Annotated in this window: 25 protein-coding genes; 11 read left to right on the top strand and 14 right to left on the bottom strand. The window is 58.6% G+C overall.

The window, feature by feature from the left end; genetic code table 11:
- Nucleotides 1-91 precede the first annotated feature (91 nt).
- Genes ACR0JA_RS07650 through ACR0JA_RS07635 form a run of 4 tightly spaced genes read left to right on the top strand, consistent with a single transcriptional unit; the run spans nucleotide 92 to nucleotide 2,283 of the window.
- Nucleotides 92-955 carry an MBL fold metallo-hydrolase gene (locus ACR0JA_RS07650; protein ID WP_480572324.1) on the top strand — a complete coding sequence of 288 codons (864 nt, stop codon included), beginning with the start codon at nucleotides 92-94 and terminating at the stop codon, nucleotides 953-955.
- 27 nt (nucleotides 956-982) lie between these two features.
- Nucleotides 983-1,411: a YeeE/YedE family protein gene (locus ACR0JA_RS07645; RefSeq protein WP_480572321.1), complete on the top strand. Its 429-nt coding sequence runs from the start codon at nucleotides 983-985 to the stop codon at nucleotides 1,409-1,411.
- Nucleotides 1,411-1,842, top strand: a complete 432-nt coding sequence (locus tag ACR0JA_RS07640) for a DUF6691 family protein (RefSeq protein ID WP_480572318.1) — start codon at nucleotides 1,411-1,413, stop codon at nucleotides 1,840-1,842. Before ACR0JA_RS07645 ends, ACR0JA_RS07640 begins: the two co-directional genes overlap by 1 nt.
- A 9-nt stretch (nucleotides 1,843-1,851) precedes the next feature.
- Nucleotides 1,852-2,283 (top strand): protein tyrosine phosphatase family protein, encoded by a 432-nt coding sequence (locus tag ACR0JA_RS07635; protein WP_480572315.1) that lies wholly within the window; start codon nucleotides 1,852-1,854, stop codon nucleotides 2,281-2,283.
- 81 nt (nucleotides 2,284-2,364) lie between these two features.
- Here the strand turns inward: ACR0JA_RS07635 and ACR0JA_RS07630 are convergent, their stop codons facing one another.
- The 5 genes from ACR0JA_RS07630 to ACR0JA_RS07610 form a co-directional block, all read right to left on the bottom strand.
- Nucleotides 2,365-3,456 (bottom strand): FliM/FliN family flagellar motor C-terminal domain-containing protein, encoded by a 1,092-nt coding sequence (locus tag ACR0JA_RS07630; RefSeq protein WP_480572313.1) that lies wholly within the window; start codon nucleotides 3,454-3,456, stop codon nucleotides 2,365-2,367.
- 78 nt (nucleotides 3,457-3,534) lie between these two features.
- Nucleotides 3,535-6,216 carry an ATP-binding protein gene (locus tag ACR0JA_RS07625; RefSeq protein ID WP_480572309.1) on the bottom strand — a complete coding sequence of 894 codons (2,682 nt, stop codon included), beginning with the start codon at nucleotides 6,214-6,216 and terminating at the stop codon, nucleotides 3,535-3,537.
- Nucleotides 6,204-6,512, bottom strand: coding sequence for a hypothetical protein (locus ACR0JA_RS07620; RefSeq protein WP_480572306.1), 309 nt, complete (start codon nucleotides 6,510-6,512; stop codon nucleotides 6,204-6,206). The genes ACR0JA_RS07625 and ACR0JA_RS07620 overlap by 13 nt, the downstream gene beginning before the upstream one ends.
- On the bottom strand, nucleotides 6,509-6,889 hold the full coding sequence (locus ACR0JA_RS07615; RefSeq protein WP_480572303.1) for a response regulator transcription factor: 381 nt from the start codon (nucleotides 6,887-6,889) through the stop codon (nucleotides 6,509-6,511). Before ACR0JA_RS07615 ends, ACR0JA_RS07620 begins: the two co-directional genes overlap by 4 nt.
- Before the next feature lie 78 nt (nucleotides 6,890-6,967).
- On the bottom strand, nucleotides 6,968-8,260 hold the full coding sequence (locus tag ACR0JA_RS07610) for a helix-turn-helix domain-containing protein (RefSeq protein WP_480572300.1): 1,293 nt from the start codon (nucleotides 8,258-8,260) through the stop codon (nucleotides 6,968-6,970).
- Between the two features lie 176 nt (nucleotides 8,261-8,436).
- Between ACR0JA_RS07610 and ACR0JA_RS07605 the strand changes: the two genes are divergently transcribed.
- The 4 genes from ACR0JA_RS07605 to aat all read left to right on the top strand — a co-directional run bounded on the left by ACR0JA_RS07605 (nucleotide 8,437) and on the right by aat (nucleotide 11,653).
- Nucleotides 8,437-8,973 carry a helix-turn-helix transcriptional regulator gene (locus tag ACR0JA_RS07605; RefSeq protein ID WP_480572297.1) on the top strand — a complete coding sequence of 179 codons (537 nt, stop codon included), beginning with the start codon at nucleotides 8,437-8,439 and terminating at the stop codon, nucleotides 8,971-8,973.
- A gap of 151 nt (nucleotides 8,974-9,124) precedes the next feature.
- Nucleotides 9,125-9,622: an acetyl-CoA carboxylase biotin carboxyl carrier protein gene (accB, locus tag ACR0JA_RS07600; protein WP_480572294.1), complete on the top strand. Its 498-nt coding sequence runs from the start codon at nucleotides 9,125-9,127 to the stop codon at nucleotides 9,620-9,622.
- 9 nt (nucleotides 9,623-9,631) lie between these two features.
- On the top strand, nucleotides 9,632-10,981 hold the full coding sequence (accC, locus tag ACR0JA_RS07595; RefSeq protein ID WP_480572291.1) for an acetyl-CoA carboxylase biotin carboxylase subunit: 1,350 nt from the start codon (nucleotides 9,632-9,634) through the stop codon (nucleotides 10,979-10,981).
- Nucleotides 10,982-11,020: 39 nt separating this feature from the next.
- Nucleotides 11,021-11,653 carry a leucyl/phenylalanyl-tRNA--protein transferase gene (gene aat / locus ACR0JA_RS07590; RefSeq protein ID WP_480572288.1) on the top strand — a complete coding sequence of 211 codons (633 nt, stop codon included), beginning with the start codon at nucleotides 11,021-11,023 and terminating at the stop codon, nucleotides 11,651-11,653.
- Here aat and ACR0JA_RS07585 read toward each other — a convergent pair.
- From ACR0JA_RS07585 to ACR0JA_RS07560, 6 genes are all read right to left on the bottom strand, one after another.
- Nucleotides 11,617-11,976 (bottom strand): DUF2155 domain-containing protein, encoded by a 360-nt coding sequence (locus ACR0JA_RS07585; RefSeq protein WP_480572285.1) that lies wholly within the window; start codon nucleotides 11,974-11,976, stop codon nucleotides 11,617-11,619. The genes aat and ACR0JA_RS07585 overlap by 37 nt on opposite strands.
- A complete protein-coding gene (mlaD, locus tag ACR0JA_RS07580; protein WP_480572283.1) occupies nucleotides 11,973-12,425 on the bottom strand; it encodes an outer membrane lipid asymmetry maintenance protein MlaD in 453 nt (150 codons plus the stop codon). The genes ACR0JA_RS07585 and mlaD overlap by 4 nt, the downstream gene beginning before the upstream one ends.
- A 12-nt stretch (nucleotides 12,426-12,437) precedes the next feature.
- Entirely contained in the window at nucleotides 12,438-12,821 is a 384-nt protein-coding gene (locus ACR0JA_RS07575) for an NADH:ubiquinone oxidoreductase subunit NDUFA12 (RefSeq protein ID WP_480572281.1), read from the bottom strand.
- Nucleotides 12,822-12,899: 78 nt separating this feature from the next.
- Nucleotides 12,900-13,262 carry a RidA family protein gene (locus ACR0JA_RS07570; RefSeq protein WP_480572279.1) on the bottom strand — a complete coding sequence of 121 codons (363 nt, stop codon included), beginning with the start codon at nucleotides 13,260-13,262 and terminating at the stop codon, nucleotides 12,900-12,902.
- Nucleotides 13,263-13,478: 216 nt separating this feature from the next.
- Nucleotides 13,479-14,744 (bottom strand): ATP-dependent Clp protease ATP-binding subunit ClpX, encoded by a 1,266-nt coding sequence (clpX, locus tag ACR0JA_RS07565; RefSeq protein WP_170717036.1) that lies wholly within the window; start codon nucleotides 14,742-14,744, stop codon nucleotides 13,479-13,481.
- A gap of 134 nt (nucleotides 14,745-14,878) precedes the next feature.
- The gene (locus ACR0JA_RS07560) at nucleotides 14,879-15,511 is read right to left on the bottom strand and encodes an ATP-dependent Clp protease proteolytic subunit (RefSeq protein ID WP_480572276.1); all 633 of its coding nucleotides are present in this window, start codon (nucleotides 15,509-15,511) and stop codon (nucleotides 14,879-14,881) included.
- Between the two features lie 354 nt (nucleotides 15,512-15,865).
- On the opposite strand from ACR0JA_RS07560, the gene ACR0JA_RS07555 reads away from it, so the two are divergent.
- Nucleotides 15,866-16,207: an ArsR/SmtB family transcription factor gene (locus ACR0JA_RS07555; RefSeq protein ID WP_480572273.1), complete on the top strand. Its 342-nt coding sequence runs from the start codon at nucleotides 15,866-15,868 to the stop codon at nucleotides 16,205-16,207.
- A gap of 98 nt (nucleotides 16,208-16,305) precedes the next feature.
- A complete protein-coding gene (locus ACR0JA_RS07550) occupies nucleotides 16,306-16,443 on the top strand; it encodes an entericidin A/B family lipoprotein (RefSeq protein WP_480572270.1) in 138 nt (45 codons plus the stop codon).
- A gap of 206 nt (nucleotides 16,444-16,649) precedes the next feature.
- On the opposite strand, the gene ACR0JA_RS07545 is transcribed toward ACR0JA_RS07550, so the two are convergent.
- Both ACR0JA_RS07545 and ACR0JA_RS07540 read right to left on the bottom strand, forming a co-directional pair.
- Nucleotides 16,650-17,096, bottom strand: a complete 447-nt coding sequence (locus ACR0JA_RS07545) for a hypothetical protein (protein ID WP_480572268.1) — start codon at nucleotides 17,094-17,096, stop codon at nucleotides 16,650-16,652.
- 92 nt (nucleotides 17,097-17,188) lie between these two features.
- Nucleotides 17,189-17,509, bottom strand: a complete 321-nt coding sequence (locus ACR0JA_RS07540) for a hypothetical protein (RefSeq protein ID WP_480572265.1) — start codon at nucleotides 17,507-17,509, stop codon at nucleotides 17,189-17,191.
- A gap of 582 nt (nucleotides 17,510-18,091) precedes the next feature.
- Between ACR0JA_RS07540 and ACR0JA_RS07535 the strand changes: the two genes are divergently transcribed.
- Nucleotides 18,092-18,835 (top strand): hypothetical protein, encoded by a 744-nt coding sequence (locus ACR0JA_RS07535; protein ID WP_480572262.1) that lies wholly within the window; start codon nucleotides 18,092-18,094, stop codon nucleotides 18,833-18,835.
- Here ACR0JA_RS07535 and lepA read toward each other — a convergent pair whose 3' ends face one another.
- Complete coding sequence (lepA, locus tag ACR0JA_RS07530) at nucleotides 18,836-20,635, bottom strand: translation elongation factor 4 (RefSeq protein ID WP_480572259.1); 1,800 nt, start codon at nucleotides 20,633-20,635, stop codon at nucleotides 18,836-18,838.
- Between the last annotated feature and the right edge of the window lie 81 nt (nucleotides 20,636-20,716).

Here is a 20,716-nt window from a genome sequence, read left to right as displayed (position 1 = left end):
GTTCCAAATGCCATGACCTATATCAATTCACGGATTGGAAATCCTTTCATATTCCATTATTGATATATGTAATCGCCTGGCGGAGGATACCATGACACCCAAAGTGACAGCTTTCTTTGACGAACAGACCTTCACCGTTTCTTACGTGGCACAGGAACCGCAAGGCACTGCCTGCGCGATCATCGACAGCGTGCTGGACTTCGATCACGCCTCGGGGCGCACTGGAACTCAGGCTGCTGATCAGATCATCGCCCATGTCAAAGAAAGAAATTTGAGCGTGCAGTGGATACTGGAAAGCCACGTTCACGCCGACCATCTCAGCGCCGCGCCCTACCTTCAGCAGGAACTGGGCGGGAAGATCGGGATCGGCGCAAACATCGTTCAGATTCAGGACACGTTCGGCAAAGTCTTTAACGAAGGCACCGAGTTTCAACGCGATGGCAGCCAGTTCGACGCACTGTTTGCCGAGGGCGACAGCTTTCACATCGGGCAGATGCGCGGGGATGTGCTGCATACTCCGGGGCATACGCCGGCTTGTCTGACCTATGTAATCGGAGATGCCGCATTTGTCGGAGACACGCTGTTCATGCCCGATTTCGGTACCGCTCGTTGCGATTTTCCGGGTGGTTCATCGGCAATGCTGTTTGAATCGATTCAGAAAATCCTGTCCTTGCCGGACGAAACCCGAATCTTTGTCGGCCATGACTACAAGGCTCCGGGACGCGACGAATATGCGTGGGAGACGACGGTTGGCGAACAAAGGGCGCTTAATGTCCACATCGGTCAGGGTCGCAGCATCGAAGAATTCGTAGAAATGCGTGATGCGCGCGATGCGACGCTGGCGATGCCGCGCCTGATCTTGCCCTCGCTGCAAGTAAACATGCGGGCCGGTCAGATGCCGCCAACGGACGAACATGGCGACGTTATGCTGAAAATTCCCGTCAACAAGCTGTGACGGGCACACCAACCAAAGGACATCAACATGCATGCAGAATGGATCTGGGGCCTGATCGGTGGCTTGCTGATCGGATGTGGTGCTGCAATTTTCCTGTTGGGCAATGGGCGCATCATGGGCGCAAGCGGAATTCTGGGCGGGCTGTTCGAGCGTGGCCCGCGCGACCTCCGACTTGAGCGTCTTGTCTTTGTCGCCGGTCTGATCGGGATGCCACTGTTGCTGCGCCCGCTGATCGCGCCCGATGTGCAGACGAACCTGACAAGTAACGTCTCGGTCGTGATCGCAGCCGGTCTGCTGGTGGGCGTTGGGACCCGCATCGCAAATGGATGCACATCGGGGCATGGCGTTTGTGGGATCTCTCGCTTTTCGATGCGCGGAATTGTGGCGACTGTGGTTTACATCATCGCCGGTGCTTTGACCCTGGCTCTGATGCGGCACGTCTGGGGGTTGATCTGATGCGCGGGCTGATCGCATTTTTGGCTGGATCGCTGTTTGGAACCGGCCTTTTGATATCGGGCATGACAAACACCCGAAAGGTCCAGGGATGGCTGGATATCTTCGGCGACTGGGACCCAACGCTTGCCTTCGTAATGGCTGGCGCGATTGCGCCAATGCTGCTGGCGTGGCGATTGACGCGCGGCCGGGCGCCCTTGGCCGGTGGGCAATTCCCTGCCCCACCGGCAACCGCGATTGACCGGCGACTGGTTGTGGGATCGGTAATGTTCGGCATGGGCTGGGCATTGGCCGGGCTGTGCCCCGGCCCGGCTATGGCATCGCTGAGTTATGGCGGCGTCAATGGATTGGTGTTTTTCGTCACGATGGTGGCGGGCATGTTGGCAGCCCCAACTCTGGGCGCACAACTGGACAGAGCGGCAAACGCGCCCTAATCAATTGCCATGGAGATTCGCCCGATTACACCCCGCTATGCCGTCTCGCCTCAAATCACGGTCGAAGACGTGCCAGCCATCGCCGAGGCAGGTTTTGTCAAGGTGATCTGCAACCGTCCCAACGTCGAAGTCCCGTTTGACATGCAATCGGACGCAATCGGCGAGGCGGTTCGTGCCGCAGGGATGGAATATGAGGTTCTGGAATTGACGCACCAGACCATGACGCCGGAAAACGTGGCGCGTCAAAGAGATCTGGCCGAAAGCTGCGCCGGGCCGGTTTTGGCATATTGCGCCTCGGGGACAAGATGCTCGGTGGTCTGGGCGCTGGGTCAATGCGAGCAGATGAGTGCCGACGAAATTCTGGACGCCACCGGGAAAGCCGGATACGCGCTGGACAACCTGCGCCCCGCATTGGAACAACTCAGCAATTCGCAAGACTAGCGCGCTTGGCTGTCCTGCGAGGGGTGTCAATTCAAGCTTTTAGTCCTACGACTTCAACCGAAGTAGCCGTTTCAGACAGGATCAGCTCTCTTCGTCCAGGTCACTCAGGCCAGCTAATTGGGAAATTTCAGCGACCATTTGTTCAGAATTGGCCGGTCTTAATTGAGGGTCGTCCACGATGACAGGGTCGCTCTGCCCCTGCGTGGCAACGTCTGTTTGCGGCGGCGTCACGTCGATATGGGTTTCGGTGGCGCTTGGACCCGGTGCATTCTCCATGAAGATATGCTGAGTTGGATCCGAAAGCGCAGGCAATGAGATCTGTTCGTTGATGCGAACAGCCCGCATTCCGCCGCATTGGCCCAACCGTCCGATCGCCGTGCGCGTGCCATCGATAGTGGTGACCTCAGTCCGGTCCAACCGTGCGCCCGTCAAGGGCAGCACATCCCCCACCTGCAACTCGGACAATCTGGCAAGCGGCAGTGAAATCCGGCAGGTCACACTGTGCAATTCAGCCCGGATCACCCCCGCTGCCTGTTCAAGACAGGGACCTTGCGCAACGCTGTCCCCTTCTGCGGCCCGGTCGGCATCAGGCAACACTGGAAGCAGCACGCAAACCCGCCCTTGCCGCGCGCGCCCCGCAAGCTCGGCGGTCAGATCATAGGCCCGATAGCTGTCATCGATCAGCGCCAGACCCAGCGAACGGACATCGGGAACCCGAGACGCAAAAGTCAGGCCCGACAGGCTGCTCAGGTCCTCGACCCCGTCAACCAGCGTCTGCGCGACCGCAAGAAATCCCTCGATCAAGGGAATTGTCATGGCCGTGTCGGTATCGGTGAAAGATCGCGTTTCCGGAGGGTCCGCAGTGACGTCACCGATTGTTTGGAACTGCACGATAGCCGAAACAAAACCCGGATCCAGACAGATACCGGCGGCGCCGTGTTCAGAGGCAAAAACCAAAAGCAGCCAATCATCCGTGATCACGCCGTTCAGGTCAGTCGGCGTACGCGTCGCCAGTTTCGCGCCAATCACTGCAAGGGGCAAGTTCATGCGCTGCGCAGCCGAACGCGCCAAAGCAAGACGAAACGCCCGCAGAATCGAGCGCCCATTGGAGGCCGCACCCTCCTGCCCTGCCGAAAGTTTGCGCGCCAAAGCGGCATTGAGCTGCTGGTTCATGGCATCGAATCGCCGTTTCTTCCTGTTCCGAAGATCGGTTTAGCGCGACCAAAGTTACGATTGTCTTTATGTCCCGCGTTATTGCGCTGCCTGCCGGAAGGCCAAAGGCAGGCTGACGCGGAAACCTGCGCCGCCCTGACCGGACAAATACGTGATATCCCCACCCAGCCGCTGCATGATCTCGCGGCAGATGGCCAACCCCAGCCCCGCGCCACCAGCTTTTTCCGACCCGACCCGGGCGAATTTCTCGAAGATCAGCGACTGGGCCTCGGGCGGGATACCGCTGCCATTGTCGGCAAAATCTATGACCACCTGCCCGCCGACATCATGGGTCGAGATGGTCAGAACGGGTTCGGAGGCGTCACAGTATTTCTGCGCATTCGAGATGAGGTTGATAAAGACCTGTCCCAGCCGGTCGAGATCGGTGTGCAACTGGATACGCTCGGCCGCATGAGACCGCCGCACCTCGAGGGCGCCGTCACCGCCTGCCAGAGCGCTGGACACGGCACGATCGAGAACGGACCGCAAGCTACCATCGGCAACGTTCAGGCTGACCTGCCCGCTTTCCAGAACACTCAGGTCCAGCAGATCGTCCAGCACACGGGTCAGGCGCAGCGCTTCGTCGTGGATGATCGCGGCATAGCGGATCTGCTCGTCCGCACTCAGGTCGTCCGTATCGCGCATGATCTCGGAAAAGGCGCGGATCGAGGTCATAGGTGTGCGCAATTCGTGACTGACCTGACCAAGAAAATCGTCTTTTTGCGCTGACACTTGTGTCAGTTTCGTATTCGCCTCTCGCAATTTGCGCGCGGTGCGGGTCAGCTCGGCCGATTTCTCCTCCAACTGGCTGGAATATTCCAACAGATGCGCAGATTCATCGGCAACGGCCAGCAGATCTTCGACCGACACCGACGATCCGCCAACGATCTGCCCGATCATCGCATGAGCAGTTGCGGCCCCGACCGAGCCGCTCAACTCGCGTTCAAGCCGTTGCAGAAAACCCGGCGTTGGCTCTGGCAATCGCCCGGGTCGTCCGTTTTGTCGTTCCACTTCGGCCTGAAAAAACTCCTGCGCCGGCACAGTGCCCAGTATGCGCTGGGTCATGATCATCAAATCCTCGCTTTGCGCAACCGATCCGGTCCAACCTTGCGGCGCGACCGAATGGTCAAAGACATTGACGAATTGAGCCCCCTGCAACCTTTCCAGCGGGCTTGGAAAACTCAGCAGCGAGGCGACGCAGAACCCGATCGTGTTCAGCAACAGCGACCACATTACGGAATGGACCATCGGGTCGATTCCTTCGATCCCGAACAAGGCCTGCGGCCGAAGGAATCCCCAGCCAAAGGGGCCGTTTTCTATGACCGAAATTGGAATGATCCCGCCACCCATACCGGGCAACAGCAATGTGTAAATCCAGAGCCCGAAGCCGATGCTCAAGCCTACCAGCGCGCCTGTCCGCGTTGCTCCGCGCCAGAACAGCCCGCCCACAAGCGCGGGCAGGATCTGGGAAATCCCGGCGAATGCCACCAACCCGATGGACGCAAGCGCCGCGCCGCCCCCCGAAAGCCGGAAATAGAAGTACCCCAACGCCATGATCGCCGCGATCGACACCCGTCGCGCCATCAGAACAATCGTACGGACATCGCCTGAAACCGAGGCCGAGCCTTCTTGCGTGTTCAACCAGATCGGCATCACAACGTGGTTCGATACCATTGTCGACAGGGCCATGGCGGTCACGATCACCATCGACGTGGCCGAGGAAAAGCCGCCTATGAAGGACAGCATCGCCAGCCAGTCGTTGCCCTGTGACAGCGGCACGGTCAGAACGAACAGGTCAGGGTTCGCACCCTCGGGCAACAGGTCCAGACCGATGACGGCAATCGGCACTACAAACAGGCTCATCAGCAGCAGGTACAGCGGAAATGCCCATGCGGCGGTGCGCAAATGGCTTTCGTCGTCGTTTTCGACGACCATGACCTGAAACATGCGCGGCAGACAGATGAAGGCAGCGGCAGACAAGAACGTGAATGTCGTCCAGCGACTTGCATCCACGTTCCACTGCCCGATGGCCGAGTTGTCGATGCGGTTCATCATCGGCTCGATCCCGCCCGCGATGCCCCAGACGACGAAGACGCCAACTGCCAAAAGCGCAAACAGCTTGACCACTGCCTCGAGCGCGATCGCGGTCACAACGCCGTGGTGCCGCTCGTTCGCGTCCAGATTCCGGGTTCCGAACAGGATGGCAAACACCGCCAGGCCGGTCGCGACCCAGAACACGCTGGAGCCCTCGCGATACAGCCCCGTTGGGTCCGCTTCGGCAAAGATCGAAAACGAAAGTGTGATCGATTGCAGTTGCAATGCGATATAAGGCGTGCCCCCGACCACGGCCAGGATCGTGACACAGATCGCCAGCGTGTTGGACTTGCCATAGCGCGACGAAATCAGGTCAGCGATCGAGGTGACACGCTGGCTGCGCCCGACCCGGACCAGCTTGCGCAGTCCCCACCACCAGCCGACCATGACCAGCGTCGGACCCAGGTAGATCGTTACAAACTCCAACCCCGACCGCGCCGCGTTGCCAACCGCGCCATAGAACGTCCAGGCGGTGCAATAGATCGACAGCGAGAGCGTATAGATCAGCGGCGACCGCAACCATTTTCCCCGCCCAGCCGCCGCAAGGCGGTCCGCTGCAAAGGCAACGCCAAACAGCAGCACCACATAGCCCAGACACACCAGTATCAGGACATTCAGCGTTGCCATTCGCCCGCCTCCGGCTCATCCTTTTCGCGCGCAGCCAGACGTCTTGCGGCGATGCCGAACACGACGCTGATCAGGATCAGAATGCCCCAGCAGGCGAATATATAGAGAATTGCCGCCGATAGCGGTACGCCCCCGGCGCCGCTGCTGTCGTCCGGCCAAAGCAAAGGCAAAGCAATCATCGCCGCCCCCAAGAGCGGTAACAGCCGCGCGGCGTCCATCAGCCTGCGCCGGCGATAGCTTTGTCTTTCCAGAAACAGCGAAGGCCTGCGTCGCCTGCCTTCGCCTGGCGCGGTCATAGCCGTGACGCCTGCGCGTGCAGGTCTCGCACTGCTGTCAGCACCTCGGCGTTGGAAAAGGGCTTGGTCATGAACCGGCTTACACCGGCCTGTTCGGCCATTTCCCTATCGCGGGACTGACCGCGGGCGGTCAGCATCAAAACGGGCAACGACCGCATTTCGCTGAGCTCGCGCAGGTCACGCAATATGTCCATCCCGCTTTTGCCCGGCAGCATCACGTCCAGAATCACCAGGTCCGGTTGAGCGGCCAAAATAACCTGAACAGCATCCGTGCCCTCGGCATGGGTTTCAACTTGCCATCCCTCGCGGGTCAGCAAGAACCGGATTGCCTCGGTGATATTGGGCTCATCCTCAATCAGCAGAACCTTACGGCTCATATTTCTACGTCCTCCCCATGACAGATCGCGCGAAGGGCGTGCTGTCGAGGGCAGATTAAGCGCTGCGCCGGGGAACTGTCAAAAGCCTTCGCTCAGGATCGATGGCTCGCGTCGCGCGGTGCAATCGGACTTTGGGCAGATACGACAGTTGGTGCCCACCTGGGTCGCCTCGTCAGACGAAGGCGCTGCCCCATCAACTGGGATCACCAGCATCACCGACCGGTAAACCGGGTCGGCATCAAACCTGTCGACCGTCTGCGGCCAGGCGATGGCATAGCAGTCGAACACCGCTGCGGTCCGGCCTAGCTGCACGACCCGTTTGCGCGTCGGAACCAATGGCCGGTTCAGCGCCGTAAACACCGGCCAATGTGGGCAGGTTTCACCTTGGCGCGGCAGGGCAAATCCAGGCAGCGGCTTGTAGAACAGGACGCCCCCTGAGGCGTCGCAGGTTACAAGCCCCACCGGCCTGGGCAGCACGCCCTGGGGCAGCGCAGCAAGGCGGCGCAGCATTGTCGGTAGATCGACGGCAAAATGATGGGCCAGTCCCACCGGGTCAAATCCCATGCGATCAATCGCGACCTTCAAATCGCTCAACGGCAGGGCCTTTGCATCAGCGACATAAAGCCCAAGCAAGTCCGCAGCGACCGATCGGGACGCCGCACCCAATTCGGGCATCGGAATATTCTGGACACCGTCCCCATCCTCAAGCTCGGGAAAGTGAAACCCTCTTTCGGCAAAGAACGCCTCGACCGCGTCCATCGGGGTGCCACGCAGATCACCCTGCCCCTCGCTGTCATCCAAATAAGTCACCAACGCTTTGGAGCTTTCGGCCAGCCGCTCTGCATCCTGATGCAGATTGCGGTGAAAACGATCGCGCCACTCGGCGTCGATATCACCGGGCTCGGCAAGAATTGCGGCGGTGGACCGGATGGCGGCAGCCGTTGACAGCACTTCGTGCATCGATGCGGCAAGATGGGGGTCGTGGGTCAGGCGGTCCGACAAAGTTTCGACCGTGCGTTCAAGAGAAACCACACGACGATGCATCTGCGCCAGAACGCCCGACCAACCAGGAAACCGTCCGGCGAATTCCTCGAGCCCGTCCAGTTCCGCCTGTTGCCCAACCGCGTCCGCCGCAGCCTCGCGCAACGCCGAGATCAGCGTCTCCTCAAGGCCTTGCGTCAGCAACGAGGGCTCGACCGACAGCGCCGCAGCGATATCCACCAAAAGCTTGCCGCCAATCCGGCGGCGATTGTGCTCGATGAGGTTCAGATACGAGGCCGAAATTCCCACCTGCCGCGCCAGTTCGGCCTGACGCAGACCGCAGATTTGACGCCTTTCGCGGATACGACTGCCGGTCAGAGTGTCTCTCATCGCTACTAAACCTTAGTGAAACTCAAGGAAATTATCGGGAATTCCCTGTGATTTTCGCGTGTTGGCCAGCAATTTTCAACGCGAATTTACAACATTAACAACAACTGCCACGCAAGCACCAAACCTTTTGCCCGCCGCCCCTTCTCATTAACGGCAATACGCGTCACGATAGGTATATGAGTGACCCCGCCTTCGAATATGCACCCATCGGTCTGGTCGAGCTGGAAAACCGGATCATACGCCGTTGCAATCTGCAATTTGCGCGCACTTTCGGTGGCGACGAAACCGAATACCGAAACATGCCGTTACTGCATCTGTACCCCTCGGTCGCAGATTGGGAACGCATTGGCGCACGCAGCCTTCAGGTCATGCGCGACACGGGCTATTATTCGGATGAAAGGGTGATGCGGCGGCGCAGCGGCGATCTGTTCTGGTGCCGCGCTCGGGGTCGATCACTGACACCGGACGATCCGTTCCGGCACGGCATTTGGAGCTTTTCCGACATCTCGGAAGAACGCCCACTGGTCGAGTTGACCGCACGCGAACGTCAAGTGGCGATCATGTCCTGCCGAGGACTGTCCGCCAAGGAAATCGGCGCGGAACTCGGTCTGAGTTATCGCACGATCGAAGCCTACCGCGCCCGCCTGCTGGAAAAATTCGGCGCCCGCAAACTGCCGGAATTGGTGGCCAAGCTGTCAGGAATGCCACTGTGACCAAAACCTGGCATCCTGCAGGGGCAGAACCCTTTGCTTTTCATGGCCAGACTGCGCTTTTCATGGCCGTTCGCATGGCTTATAACGCTGCCTAATCAGACCAAAGCCCGCGCGAAACAGACGGGACAAAGGGGAACCTTCGAGGACACTCATGACAGATACCAAACACGAAGCGGATGTCGCGTTCATCAAGGCACTGGCCGAATTGCTGCGCGAAAACGATCTGACCGAGTTGCAGGTCAAACGGGAATACGGCGATGATGACAGCCTGAATGTGCGCGTCAGTCGCGCCGCGCAGACCGTGGCCGCTCCGGTGCAGGTTGCGGTTCCCGCTGCTGCCGCTCCGGCACCGGCGCCCGCTGCGGCCCCCGCAGCTGCCGAGGCGCCCGCCGCAATGGATGACCCGGCCAGCCACCCAGGCGCCGTGACCTCGCCGATGGTTGGTACCGTCTACATGCAGCCCGAGCCCGGCGCGCCTTCGTTCATCTCGGTCGGCGCATCCGTTTCCGAAGGCGACACGCTGCTGATCGTCGAAGCGATGAAGACCATGAACCACATCCACGCGCCCAAATCGGGCACCATCAAGCGCATTCTCGTCGGCGATGGCGACGCCGTGGAATTCGGCACCCCTCTGGTCATCATCGAGTAAGGCGGGCCCATGTTCGACAAGATCCTGATTGCCAACCGAGGCGAGATCGCCCTGCGCGTCATCCGCGCTGCGCGCGAGATGGGGATTAAGACGGTCGCCGTGCATTCGACCGCCGACAGCGACGCGATGCATGTGCGCATGGCCGACGAATCGGTCTGCATCGGCCCTCCGCCCAGCCCACAAAGCTACCTGTCCGTGCCCGCGATCATTTCCGCCTGCGAAATCACCGGCGCGCAGGCGATCCACCCTGGCTATGGCTTTCTGTCCGAGAATGCCGAGTTCGTGCAGATCGTCGAAGACCACGACATCACCTTTATCGGTCCCACCGCCGAACATATCCGCATCATGGGCGACAAGATCACCGCCAAGGACACGATGAAGGAACTGGGCGTGCCTTGTGTTCCGGGCTCGGATGGCGGCGTGCCTGATCTGGCAACGGCCAAAAAGATCGGTGAAGAATTCGGCTATCCCGTCATCATCAAAGCTACCGCCGGCGGCGGCGGTCGCGGCATGAAAGTCGCGATGAGCGCGGATGAGATGGAAAGCGCCTTCATGACCGCACGCGCCGAAGGCAAGGCAGCCTTTGGCAATGACGAGGTCTATATCGAGAAATACCTGACCACGCCGCGCCATATCGAGATCCAGGTTTTTGGCGACGGCAAGGGCAAGGCTGTCCATCTGGGTGAGCGTGATTGTTCACTGCAGCGCCGCCACCAGAAAGTATTCGAAGAGGCCCCCGGCCCCTGCATCACACCGGAAGAACGCGCCAAGATCGGTAAGGTCTGTGCCGACGCGGTCGCCAAAATCAACTATATCGGCGCGGGCACCATCGAGTTCCTGTACGAAAATGGCGAGTTCTATTTCATCGAAATGAACACGCGATTGCAGGTGGAACACCCGGTGACCGAAGGCATCTTTGGCGTGGACCTCGTTCGCGAACAGATCCGCGTCGCCGCCGGTGAGCCTATGTCGTTCGGTCAGGACGATCTTGAGATCAACGGCCACGCCATCGAGGTTCGGATCAACGCCGAAAAACTGCCCAACTTCTCGCCCTGTCCGGGCAAGATTTCAGCTTATCACGCGCCGGGCGGGCTGGGTGTGCGGATGGATTCAGCGCTTTATGATGGGTATTCGATCCCACCGTATTACGACTCGCTGATCGCCAAGCTGATTGTTCAGGGCCGCGACCGGGACGAAGCGCTTGCCCGGCTCGAGCGTGCATTGGGTGAATTGATCGTGGACGGTATCGATACCACGGTGCCGCTGTTCCATGCATTGCTACAGGAACCCGATCTGCACAGCGGCGATTACAACATCCATTGGCTGGAGCGTTGGCTTGCGGAGAATATGGCCCAATAAGGTCTCGGGACCGAACCGTTCGGTCCCGACATATCCGACATGAGCCTTTCCCCCGAACTGCTGCTGCACGGCTATTCCATCGGCATCTTCCCGATGGCGGAACACCGCGACGACCCGGAACTATTCTGGGTCGATCCAAAATTTCGCGGTGTCTTTCCACTGGACGGCTTCCATATCTCGCGCAGCCTTGCGCGGCGCATCCGAAGCTGCGGTTTCACGATCACCATCAACCAGGACTTTGACGGTGTCGTGGATGGCTGTGCTGATCGGGCCGACACCTGGATCAATTCGGAACTGCGCCGGCTGTACCGATCGCTGCATCAGGGCGGTCAGGCGCATTCGCTGGAAGTCTGGGAAGAAGACGCTCTCGTTGGCGGCGTTTATGGTGTGACCCTTGGGGCTGCATTCTTTGGCGAAAGCATGTTTTCGCGCCGAAGGGATGCCTCGAAGATCGCGCTTGCCTATCTTGTGGACCGTTTGCGCAGGACCGGGTTTACCTTGTTTGACACCCAGTTTCTGACAGCGCATCTGGCGTCGCTGGGTGCCATCGAAATCCCACGGGCGGTTTATCAATCAGAGCTGAAAGACGCCCTCGATCTGAGCGCGGACTTCGGGGCCGAACTGTTCCAGAGTCCTCAGGGCGTGATACAGCGGATCACCCAAACATCATAACGAGCGTGATCCAATGCGTTCAGTGCCGGAGATGTCGCGATCATCCAACCGTCAAAAAGCTGTTCGGATTTCCCCTGCTCCCAAACCGTCAGATAGGCGAACGCATCGCCAGTGGGGTTGTCGACCGGATACCGGCAATCCCCAAGCGCCACGTCCAGACCGAACACGTTCGCGGCCTCTCCGGACCGCACCTGAATATCCAGTGTCTGCCCGCTGACCTTGTCCAGCCCGCGCAACATCGCGCCCGGCCCGGATTCCACCTTTTGCTGAGCAGAAGCTCCGGCCGCCATCAGACACAGGGCGAGCAACGCCGAACGGATCATTCGCTGCCGTCTCCGGCCACGAACTTCACCAGCAACGAGATCAGGCTGACCGCGCCTTGCGTATCCTCGACCTCATCCCCGGCCTCGAAGTAAAACGGTGACCCGCCGGGCATGACTTCGACAAAGTTGCCCCCCAGCAATCCTTCGGAAGAGATCACAACAGCGCTGTCATCCGGTATCAAAATCCCATCCGCGACGGAAAAGCTGGTATCGGCGCGATAGGTGTCGGGGTTCAGTTCGACCTGCGTGACCGTGCCGATCTTGACACCTGCCAGCCGAACATCAGTGCCCACGCCGACGCCTTCTAGCGATCGGAACGACGCCCCCAGCTCGTATCCAGTGTGGCTTTGCGACAAGCCCGTGGATTGGCTTGCGTAGACACCAAACGCGACGGCACAGGCCAGAACGGCCCCGCCGACAAGGACTTCGGTCATATTATAGCTCGACATTCTTGGCCTCGTTTATTCCGGGCTCCAGGCCTCATAGTCCTTGCGCTTAACCGGGTCAGGGCGGCGCAAAGACCCGGCTGGCGCATAGGCCAAAGCCGTACCTGTCAGGTTTTCTTGATGGGGCTTTTCCCAGGATTTGTGCGGCAGCGGTTTATCGGTCGGGGGCTCGTCCCAGGTCCGGTGCAGCCATCCGTGCCAGTCAGGATCGATACGGCTTGCCTCAGCCTCGCCATTAAAAATCACCCAGCGCCTGCTGTCATCGGCAGTGCGGTAGAACACGTTGCCTTCGTCATCCTCGCCGACCTTGACACCTTTGCGCGCCGTAAAAATCTGCGTGTTCAGGGTCGCTCCATTCCACCAGGTCACGGCCCGCAAAAGAGAGTTCAGGATGCCCATCGGACGCCTCCTACGTTTCGGTCCCTGCAGATATGAACCAAAGGCGGGCCAAGGTCCAGTGTCACGTCACCGCAGCTGCTATTGCGGCAAAATGGCAGTGACTTCGATCTCGATCCGGTATTTCGGATCAATCAAACCGCATTCAATCATCGTCGCAGCTGGCGGGTTGGCCCCAAAGGTCTGTTCCAGGATCGGCCAACAGGGCTCAAATTCGTTCCGGTCCGGCAACATATAGGTCACGCGCACAACATCGGCAAAGCTTGCCCCTGCCTCGGCCAGCGCCTTTTCAATCACGGTCAGGGCCGAACGGCATTGTTCTGCCGCATCTGTGCCCTGCCCAACCGTTCCGGCCACGTGAACCCAGCCCCCCGCAACGACCGCGCGGCAATAACCGACTTTGGCTTCGAATTCTCCACCGGACGAAATGCGCCTAATTGTCATGGATATCCCCAATTTACAGCGTGGTTGTCACTCAGGTAACGGCCCGCAATTGCGAGTTTTTACCTCGCGCTCCGGGATATTTGAGGCCAGACTTAGAACGGATCCCTTGAGTCATCTGGTTATTAATGTCCCTAGGGAATCGCAGCTTGCACTGGCGGGGGCAGAACCCCCAACCTGACGATCAAAGTAAGAGAAACGGCCCCGTTGAATGCCTGATCATCCGGCCGAGGCTGATTCCGCCGCATCCGCATAGATGATCAACGGTTGTGCCTCAGAGGTGACCGCTTCGAGGTTCACCATCACTTCGGTAACGTTCTTCAGTCCCGGCAATTCGAACATCGTGTCCAGCAGGATATCCTCAAGGATCGAACGCAGCCCGCGCGCGCCCGTCTTGCGTTCGATCGCCTTCTTGGCAATTGCTTTCAACGCATCGTCGGTAAAGGCAAGTTCCGCATCTTCCAACTCGAACAGGCGCTGGTATTGTTTGACCAGAGCGTTCTTGGGCTTGGTCAGGATGGTGACAAGCGCGTCTTCGTCCAGATCTTCCAGTGTCGCCAGAACCGGCAAACGGCCAACAAATTCCGGGATCAGGCCGAATTTGAGCAGGTCTTCGGGCTCGAGATCCTTGAATATCTCGCCGACGCCGCGCTCGTCATTGTCGCGCACATCTGCGCCAAAACCCATGGCTGAACCCTTGCCGCGCTGCGCAATGATCTTGTCCAGCCCCGCAAAGGCGCCGCCACAAATGAACAGGATATTCGTCGTGTCCACCTGCAGAAATTCTTGCTGCGGATGCTTGCGGCCACCCTGCGGTGGAACGCTGGCAACGGTGCCTTCCATCAGTTTCAGCAACGCCTGCTGCACGCCCTCACCCGACACGTCACGGGTGATCGAGGGGTTCTCGGACTTGCGCGTGATCTTGTCGACCTCGTCGATATAGACGATGCCGCGCTGAGCGCGCTCGACGTTGTATTCACTGGCCTGCAACAGTTTGAGGATGATGTTTTCCACATCTTCGCCAACGTAACCGGCTTCGGTCAGCGTGGTCGCATCGGCCATGGTGAACGGAACGTCCAGAATTCGGGCCAGTGTCTGCGCCAGCAATGTTTTGCCGCACCCGGTTGGGCCAATCAGCAGGATATTGGACTTCGCCAACTCGATATCGCTGCCGGCTTTCTGGGCATGGTTCAGACGTTTGTAGTGGTTGTGGACTGCAACCGACAGGACCCGTTTGGCCGTAGCCTGACCGATGACATAATCATCGAGCACTTCGCAGATATCTTTGGGCGTGGGCACACCGTCGGACGACTTCAGCCCGCTGGCCTTGGTCTCTTCCCGGATGATGTCCATACACAACTCAACGCATTCATCGCAGATGAATACGGTCGGCCCCGCGATCAGCTTGCGAACTTCGTGCTGGCTTTTGCCACAGAAGCTGCAATAGAGCGTGTTTTTGCCGTCACCGCCTGAATTCGTCGCCATGTTGTACCTTTCGGGCTCCGTCCCTGCGGCCCGCTCGGGGCCGCGCTTTCCGCCTGTTGATGCAGCTTAGGCCAGCGCCGTGGCAGCTACAATGTCAAAATCGCACCGCGAGCCTTCCGTACGCGGTTTCAAGGTCACGCGTCTTCGCCGTCCATTTTGGCGCGATTTTCAACGATTTCGTCGATATGGCCCCATTCTTTGGCTTCTTCCGGGCTCATGAAATTGTCACGGTCCAACGCTTTTTCAACCGCCTTTTTCGTCTGCCCTGTATGGCGCACATAGATGTCATACAGGCGATCTTTCAGCTTTTGCGTCTCGGCCGCGTGAATCATGATGTCGCTGGCCTGGCCCTGATAGCCACCGCTGGGCTGATGCACCATGATCCGGCTGTTCGGCAGCGAGAATCGCATGCCCGTCTCACCTCCGGCCAGCAAAACCGACCCCATCGAGGCCGCCTGACCGATCACCAATGTCGAACATTTCGGCTTGATGTACTGCATTGTGTCGTAAATCGACAAACCGCTGGTCACCACACCGCCGGGCGAGTTGATGTAGATCGAGATTTCCTTGTTCGGGTTTTCCGCCTCGAGATGCAGCAGCTGTGCCACAACCAGATGGCTCATCCCGTCGTGGATTGGACCGTTGATGAAAATGATCCGCTCTTTCAGCAGACGCGAGAAAATGTCATACGCGCGCTCTCCTCGGCTGGTCTGTTCCACGACCATGGGGACGAGCGTATTCATGTAGGTGTCAACTGGATCGAACATACGGAACCTGCCTGTTTTGATATGGATCGGGACAATACCCGAAGAAGAGTTACCCGAGTCTTAGTGCCGCTGCCGGGGGGCTGCAAGGGGGGCCGAAATGATCGGTGCGTTCAGGGCGCAGGCCGGGACCTTGCCCGGGGTTGACCACAAGCGCACCAGGCCGCCGCCTTCCCGGACACTCGGTCGATCCAGACCGTCAGAGATGATTCTTTCCGATTTTTCCCCTGATATCTTCACATCATTTTGATGCATACATATGAAAATACATGATTGAATAATGTGGACAACGAAACGGCAAGAATGCACAAGCATGCTTCACCGATGCGTCGGTTAGGTAGATAAGGAACCGCAGGAATGGCACTTTCCCAATTTTCCAAAGAACTGGGGACCAAGGATTTGGACGACATGGTCGCCAATGCAACCCGCGCGTCGAACTTTCTGAAGGCGATCAGCCACGAAGGCCGTTTGATGATCCTCTGCCATCTTGTATCCGGCGAAAAATCCGTCACCGAGCTTGAGGAATTGCTGTCCGCCCGGCAGGCTGCGGTATCGCAGCAATTGTCGCGCTTGCGGCTCGAAGGACTGGTCACACCACGCCGCGAAGGCAAGGCGATCTACTACCGTCTGGCTGATGACAGACCGCGCAAGATCCTCGAAGTCGTCTACGAATTGTTCTGCGCCAAATCCGAGTCCTGAACCGGAAACTCCACCCCCATTTCACGACTTACAAAACCTGTGGCTCCGCGCTCTGAAAGCTGCTAGTCCATGCAGGACAAGTACTTATGGAGTTACTGATGATCCGTGCAATTCTGATCGGCCTGGCCCTGTTCACCCTGACCGCCTGCGAAACCGCAAAAGGGGCAGGCAAAGATATTGAAAAGGCCGGGGACGCCATCCAGGACGCAGCAACGGATGTTCAGGAAAACCTCTGACCTGAGACTGATCCGAACATAGCGGCTCAATCCGGGCCAGGCGGGCGCCGTGCGCATTGTTTGCCCGGCCCGTCCCCTCCCTGCGGGGACTTTGGCTCCAATATTCTGAGAAGCGTTCCGGCCTGCCCGCGTTACCTACTACGCGCTGCCGCAGTCTTGGATCAACGGCAGTCTTACCCCCTACTTTCGAACCGGCCGGAAACGCTTCAGTTCACCTGACGTTCCAGAACGGTGCTGTAGGTCGTTCCGTTCCGCAGGCTACGGAAATCCGCGAAAATCTTGCCATCCTGATAATGCGCATCGATCAGCGCATTGGCCCCGATCATCAGCGGAGAGGTCTCGACCAGCCCAATCTTGCCCGAGCCATCGAGGCTGATCGTGCCGGTGACCTCATATTCCTGCCACACATCAAAATCGTCGCTGCGCCACTTGCTGGGCCCCCAGAACACATTGTCCTGCTGTTGCTGAATGTCGATCACCCATTCCGCCTGATTAAAACGTGGCTGGTCGCCCTTGTAGTAATGGCTGGGCTGAACGGTGGTGTAACTGCCCACCCATGTACCCCGCAGGTCCGGCGTATTGGCCATCGCGGCGGTTCCAAGGGTCAGGCTGGTGGCCAGAGCGGCTGCTCCGGCAGTCATGAATCTGGTCATGGGCTCTCTCCGTCTGTCTGCTGAACAGATTGGGAGGGCGCGCGGCGGTTACAACTTACCTAAGGGAAACTTCATAAACCGGTAATGTTCTTTCAGGCCCAGGCCAGTGCGGTGCCGAGCAGCACAAGGCCAATCCCCGCGACTTCGCGGTGCGAGAAATTCTCGCCGAACAGAAAGTACGAGGCGACGGCGATCAGAATGACCTCGGCCCCGAGAATGCCGGTATAGATGATGCCCAGCCGTTCCTCGCGCAGTGCGGCGAGTTCCAGCGTGGCCCCGGCCAGCAGGGTTGCGACGATCAGGAGGCCAAGCCCAACGCCGGGGAGTTTCCACCAGAACTTCATTGCGATCATGGCCACGGAATAGAGACCCGCCGACCCGAGGGCGATGATGGGGATCATGGAAGTGGACATCTGCGCCTCCTGCCGAGGGTTCCGTTGGGTCAAGTGTAGCAGGAGGATGAGGTTGGGGCTGTGAGGTGGGTCACAGTGGATGATGGGTTATAAACCCATCCTACGTAGGGTGGGTTTTCAACCCACCATTCCATCCCCGTAGGGCGGGCTTCAGCCCGCCACCAAACACACCCGGCCATATGCGTTGTGTTTGGGTCAGGCGAATGGCGGGCTGAAGCCCGCCCTACAGTCGATCAACAGAACTGAGTGCAGCGCCAGCCCGGGGGGGTGAGCGGCGTCTCGGAATTCGTCCAGTGGACGAATTCAGCCGCGAACGGGCGGAGCCCCGGGGCGCAAACGCGTTTGCGAAGGTTGATCAACAGAACTGAGGGCCGCGACCGACTCGAGGGGAGGCGCAAACGCGCCGCCCCATGGGGGCGGGTCGGCGCGGCCCGGCGGTGCCGCCGGGCGAGTAAGTTGATCGAAAAATACCGGATTTGAACGTAAGTAGTCGGGGATAAAGCATAATTGCCCAAAAGTTGGAAAAAACTGAGAGCCATGATAGCAAATTAATTATTGCTAATTCAGTTTGGAGCAAATCTCATGCGGATATTCACCGCCATTCTATTTATACTAACTGCGTTTCCATGCGTAGCAGACGAAGAAAACCTGCGCACAGAGGCGCTTCGGTCAAGCATCGCTATATGTAGCCAAGGAAAAGTGGAGCGGAACTTCGCAGACGCCGATGTTGAAGGGTTCGTAAGTGCACTGCGGCGAAACCTAGGTGGCGCGGCGGCAGACGCTCAAGTTGGCTATGGTCAAGAGGAAATAGGCGCGATCTTGGACAAAACTATTTCTGAGGATAAGGCATTCGAAGTTCACGAATTATATCAAAAATGTCTGATTGAATTTATTCTCCCACTCGTTAACGGCAATCTGGATGCGATCCCTACCATTCAGGAAACACAATACTATGTTCTAGTTGGACGCTCAGCGACGGTCGTAGAAGACCTAGTTCTAGCTGAGATCAGTTTGTCAGGAAAAAGAAACAACGGCTTTAGTTGGTTCGAGCTCGAACCTGCTTCATTTAGAGGCATGGCAAAGGCTGATACAGACGGCAATACTGCTGTCTACAAGCTAATCGATACGGGCGGACTTCATAAATTCAACTTAAACCGCGAAGACAACTACAACCTTCTGTTTACGTTTGAGAAAATCGCGGGAACGCCACCAGACATTGAAGGCACTAGCCATTTTAGTTTCACCGGAGTTTTGAACTTCTTTGTCAACAACAACTCAAAAAGTGGCTATCAACTGGGAGTTCGAAAAATGCCTGTTAGTTTCTAATTAGCTGTCCATTTTTAAGGCGCTAATAAACGCCTCCTGTGGGATATCCACCTTCCCGAACTGACGCATCTTCTTCTTACCCGCCTTCTGCTTGTCCAGCAGTTTGCGTTTCCGCGTGGCGTCGCCTCCGTAGCATTTGGCGGTCACGTCCTTGCGCAGCGCCGAGAGGGTCTCGCGGGCGATGACCTTGCCTCCGATGGCGGCCTGGATCGGGATTTTGAACATGTGGCGCGGGATCAGGTCCTTGAGCTTTTCGCACATCGCCCGGCCCCGCATCTCGGCCCGGTCGCGGTGAACCATGGTCGACAGCGCGTCGACGGGTTCGTCATTCACCAGCACAGACATCTTGACCAGATTGTCTTCGGTATAGCCGGTCATCTGGTAGTCGAAGCTGGCATAGCCCTTGGTCACCGATTTCAGGCGGTCGTAGAAGTCAAAGACGACCTCGTTCAGCGGCAGGTCGTAGACGACCATGGCGCGGGTGCCTGCATAGGTCAGGTCCAGCTGGATGCCGCGGCGGTCCTGACAGAGTTTCAGCACATCGCCCAGATATTCGTCGGGCACCAGAATGGTCGCCTTGATGCGCGGCTCCTCGATATGGTCGACCTTGGATGGATCGGGCATGTCGGCGGGGTTGTGCAGCTCGATCATCTCGCCGTCTTTCATGTAGACGTGATAGATCACCGACGGCGCCGTGGTGATCAGCTCGATATCATATTCGCGTTCGATGCGGTCTCGGATGACCTCAAGATGCAGAAGCCCGAGGAAGCCGCAGCGGAAGCCAAAGCCCAGCGCGGCTGAGGTTTCCATTTCAAAGCTGAAGCTCGCATCGTTCAACGCCAGCTTGTCGATCGCATCGCGCAGGTCTTCGAATTCTGAACTGTCCACGGGGAAGAGACCACAGAACACCACCGGCTGCGCGGGTTTGAAGCCGTCCAGTGCGTCCTCGGTGCCGTTGCGGTCATTGGTGATGGTATCACCAACGCGGGTGTCGCGGACCTGTTTGATGGACGCGGTGAGGAAGCCGATCTCACCCGGGCCAAGCGAGTCCACCATCTCCATCTCAGGCCGAAAGACGCCGACGCGGTCCACATGGTGCAGGGTGCCGTTCGACATGAACTTGACCCGCATTCCCTTTTTCAGCGTGCCGTCCATGATGCGGACCAGAACGATGACGCCGAGATAGGCGTCGTACCACGAGTCGACCAGCATCGCCTTGAGCGGCGCGTCCAGATTGCCCTGCGGCGCGGGCAGTTGCTGCACGATGGCCTCAAGCGTCTCATGGATGCCCTGCCCCGTCTTGGCACTGACCTGAATGGCGTCGGTCGCGTCGATGCCAATCACATCCTCGATCTGTTCTGCCACGCGGTCACAATCGGACGCAGGCAGATCGATCTTGTTCAGCACCGGCACGATCTCATGGTCGGCGTCGATGGCCTGATACACATTCGCCAGCGTCTGCGCCTCGACCCCTTGGGTCGAGTCCACGACCAACAGAGAACCCTCGACCGCGCGCATAGACCGGCTGACCTCATAGGCAAAGTCCACGTGGCCGGGGGTGTCGATCAGGTTCAGCACGTATGCCTCGCCATTGTCGGCGGTATAGTCGATGCGGACCGTGTTGGCCTTGATGGTAATGCCGCGTTCCCGCTCGATATCCATGCTGTCGAGCAGCTGTTCCTTCATGTCGCGATCCTTGACCGTTCCGGTCTCTTGAATGAGCCGGTCAGCAAGGGTGGATTTGCCATGGTCGATATGCGCGACGATGGAGAAATTGCGGATATGAGCGAGGTCTGTCATGGGTTGGGGATATGTAGAGGAATCGTGGGTTGGTCAAGGTGGGTTCGCACGAGAAGATTTCCACGCTAAAATCCACCACGG

This window comes from Ruegeria sp. AM4 (assembly GCF_056540665.1).
The sequence above is the reverse complement of the archived record's forward strand: the minus strand, read 5'-3'. Positions and strand labels throughout refer to the sequence as shown.

Excerpts from the sequence above, each read along its gene's own strand:
- ACR0JA_RS07650 (WP_480572324.1), top strand. The coding sequence starts at position 92 with ATGACACCCAAAGTGACAGCTTTCTTTGACGAACAGACCTTCACCGTT.
- ACR0JA_RS07645 (WP_480572321.1), top strand. The coding sequence starts at position 983 with ATGCATGCAGAATGGATCTGGGGCCTGATCGGTGGCTTGCTGATCGGA.
- ACR0JA_RS07640 (WP_480572318.1), top strand. The coding sequence starts at position 1,411 with ATGCGCGGGCTGATCGCATTTTTGGCTGGATCGCTGTTTGGAACCGGC.
- ACR0JA_RS07635 (WP_480572315.1), top strand. The coding sequence starts at position 1,852 with ATGGAGATTCGCCCGATTACACCCCGCTATGCCGTCTCGCCTCAAATC.
- ACR0JA_RS07630 (WP_480572313.1), bottom strand. The coding sequence starts at position 3,456 with ATGAACCAGCAGCTCAATGCCGCTTTGGCGCGCAAACTTTCGGCAGGG.
- ACR0JA_RS07625 (WP_480572309.1), bottom strand. The coding sequence starts at position 6,216 with ATGGCAACGCTGAATGTCCTGATACTGGTGTGTCTGGGCTATGTGGTG.
- ACR0JA_RS07620 (WP_480572306.1), bottom strand. The coding sequence starts at position 6,512 with ATGACCGCGCCAGGCGAAGGCAGGCGACGCAGGCCTTCGCTGTTTCTG.
- ACR0JA_RS07615 (WP_480572303.1), bottom strand. The coding sequence starts at position 6,889 with ATGAGCCGTAAGGTTCTGCTGATTGAGGATGAGCCCAATATCACCGAG.
- ACR0JA_RS07610 (WP_480572300.1), bottom strand. The coding sequence starts at position 8,260 with ATGAGAGACACTCTGACCGGCAGTCGTATCCGCGAAAGGCGTCAAATC.
- ACR0JA_RS07605 (WP_480572297.1), top strand. The coding sequence starts at position 8,437 with ATGAGTGACCCCGCCTTCGAATATGCACCCATCGGTCTGGTCGAGCTG.
- accB (WP_480572294.1), top strand. The coding sequence starts at position 9,125 with ATGACAGATACCAAACACGAAGCGGATGTCGCGTTCATCAAGGCACTG.
- accC (WP_480572291.1), top strand. The coding sequence starts at position 9,632 with ATGTTCGACAAGATCCTGATTGCCAACCGAGGCGAGATCGCCCTGCGC.
- aat (WP_480572288.1), top strand. The coding sequence starts at position 11,021 with ATGAGCCTTTCCCCCGAACTGCTGCTGCACGGCTATTCCATCGGCATC.
- ACR0JA_RS07585 (WP_480572285.1), bottom strand. The coding sequence starts at position 11,976 with ATGATCCGTTCGGCGTTGCTCGCCCTGTGTCTGATGGCGGCCGGAGCT.
- mlaD (WP_480572283.1), bottom strand. The coding sequence starts at position 12,425 with ATGTCGAGCTATAATATGACCGAAGTCCTTGTCGGCGGGGCCGTTCTG.
- ACR0JA_RS07575 (WP_480572281.1), bottom strand. The coding sequence starts at position 12,821 with ATGGGCATCCTGAACTCTCTTTTGCGGGCCGTGACCTGGTGGAATGGA.
- ACR0JA_RS07570 (WP_480572279.1), bottom strand. The coding sequence starts at position 13,262 with ATGACAATTAGGCGCATTTCGTCCGGTGGAGAATTCGAAGCCAAAGTC.
- clpX (WP_170717036.1), bottom strand. The coding sequence starts at position 14,744 with ATGGCGACGAATTCAGGCGGTGACGGCAAAAACACGCTCTATTGCAGC.
- ACR0JA_RS07560 (WP_480572276.1), bottom strand. The coding sequence starts at position 15,511 with ATGTTCGATCCAGTTGACACCTACATGAATACGCTCGTCCCCATGGTC.
- ACR0JA_RS07555 (WP_480572273.1), top strand. The coding sequence starts at position 15,866 with ATGGCACTTTCCCAATTTTCCAAAGAACTGGGGACCAAGGATTTGGAC.
- ACR0JA_RS07550 (WP_480572270.1), top strand. The coding sequence starts at position 16,306 with ATGATCCGTGCAATTCTGATCGGCCTGGCCCTGTTCACCCTGACCGCC.
- ACR0JA_RS07545 (WP_480572268.1), bottom strand. The coding sequence starts at position 17,096 with ATGACCAGATTCATGACTGCCGGAGCAGCCGCTCTGGCCACCAGCCTG.
- ACR0JA_RS07540 (WP_480572265.1), bottom strand. The coding sequence starts at position 17,509 with ATGTCCACTTCCATGATCCCCATCATCGCCCTCGGGTCGGCGGGTCTC.
- ACR0JA_RS07535 (WP_480572262.1), top strand. The coding sequence starts at position 18,092 with ATGCGGATATTCACCGCCATTCTATTTATACTAACTGCGTTTCCATGC.
- lepA (WP_480572259.1), bottom strand. The coding sequence starts at position 20,635 with ATGACAGACCTCGCTCATATCCGCAATTTCTCCATCGTCGCGCATATC.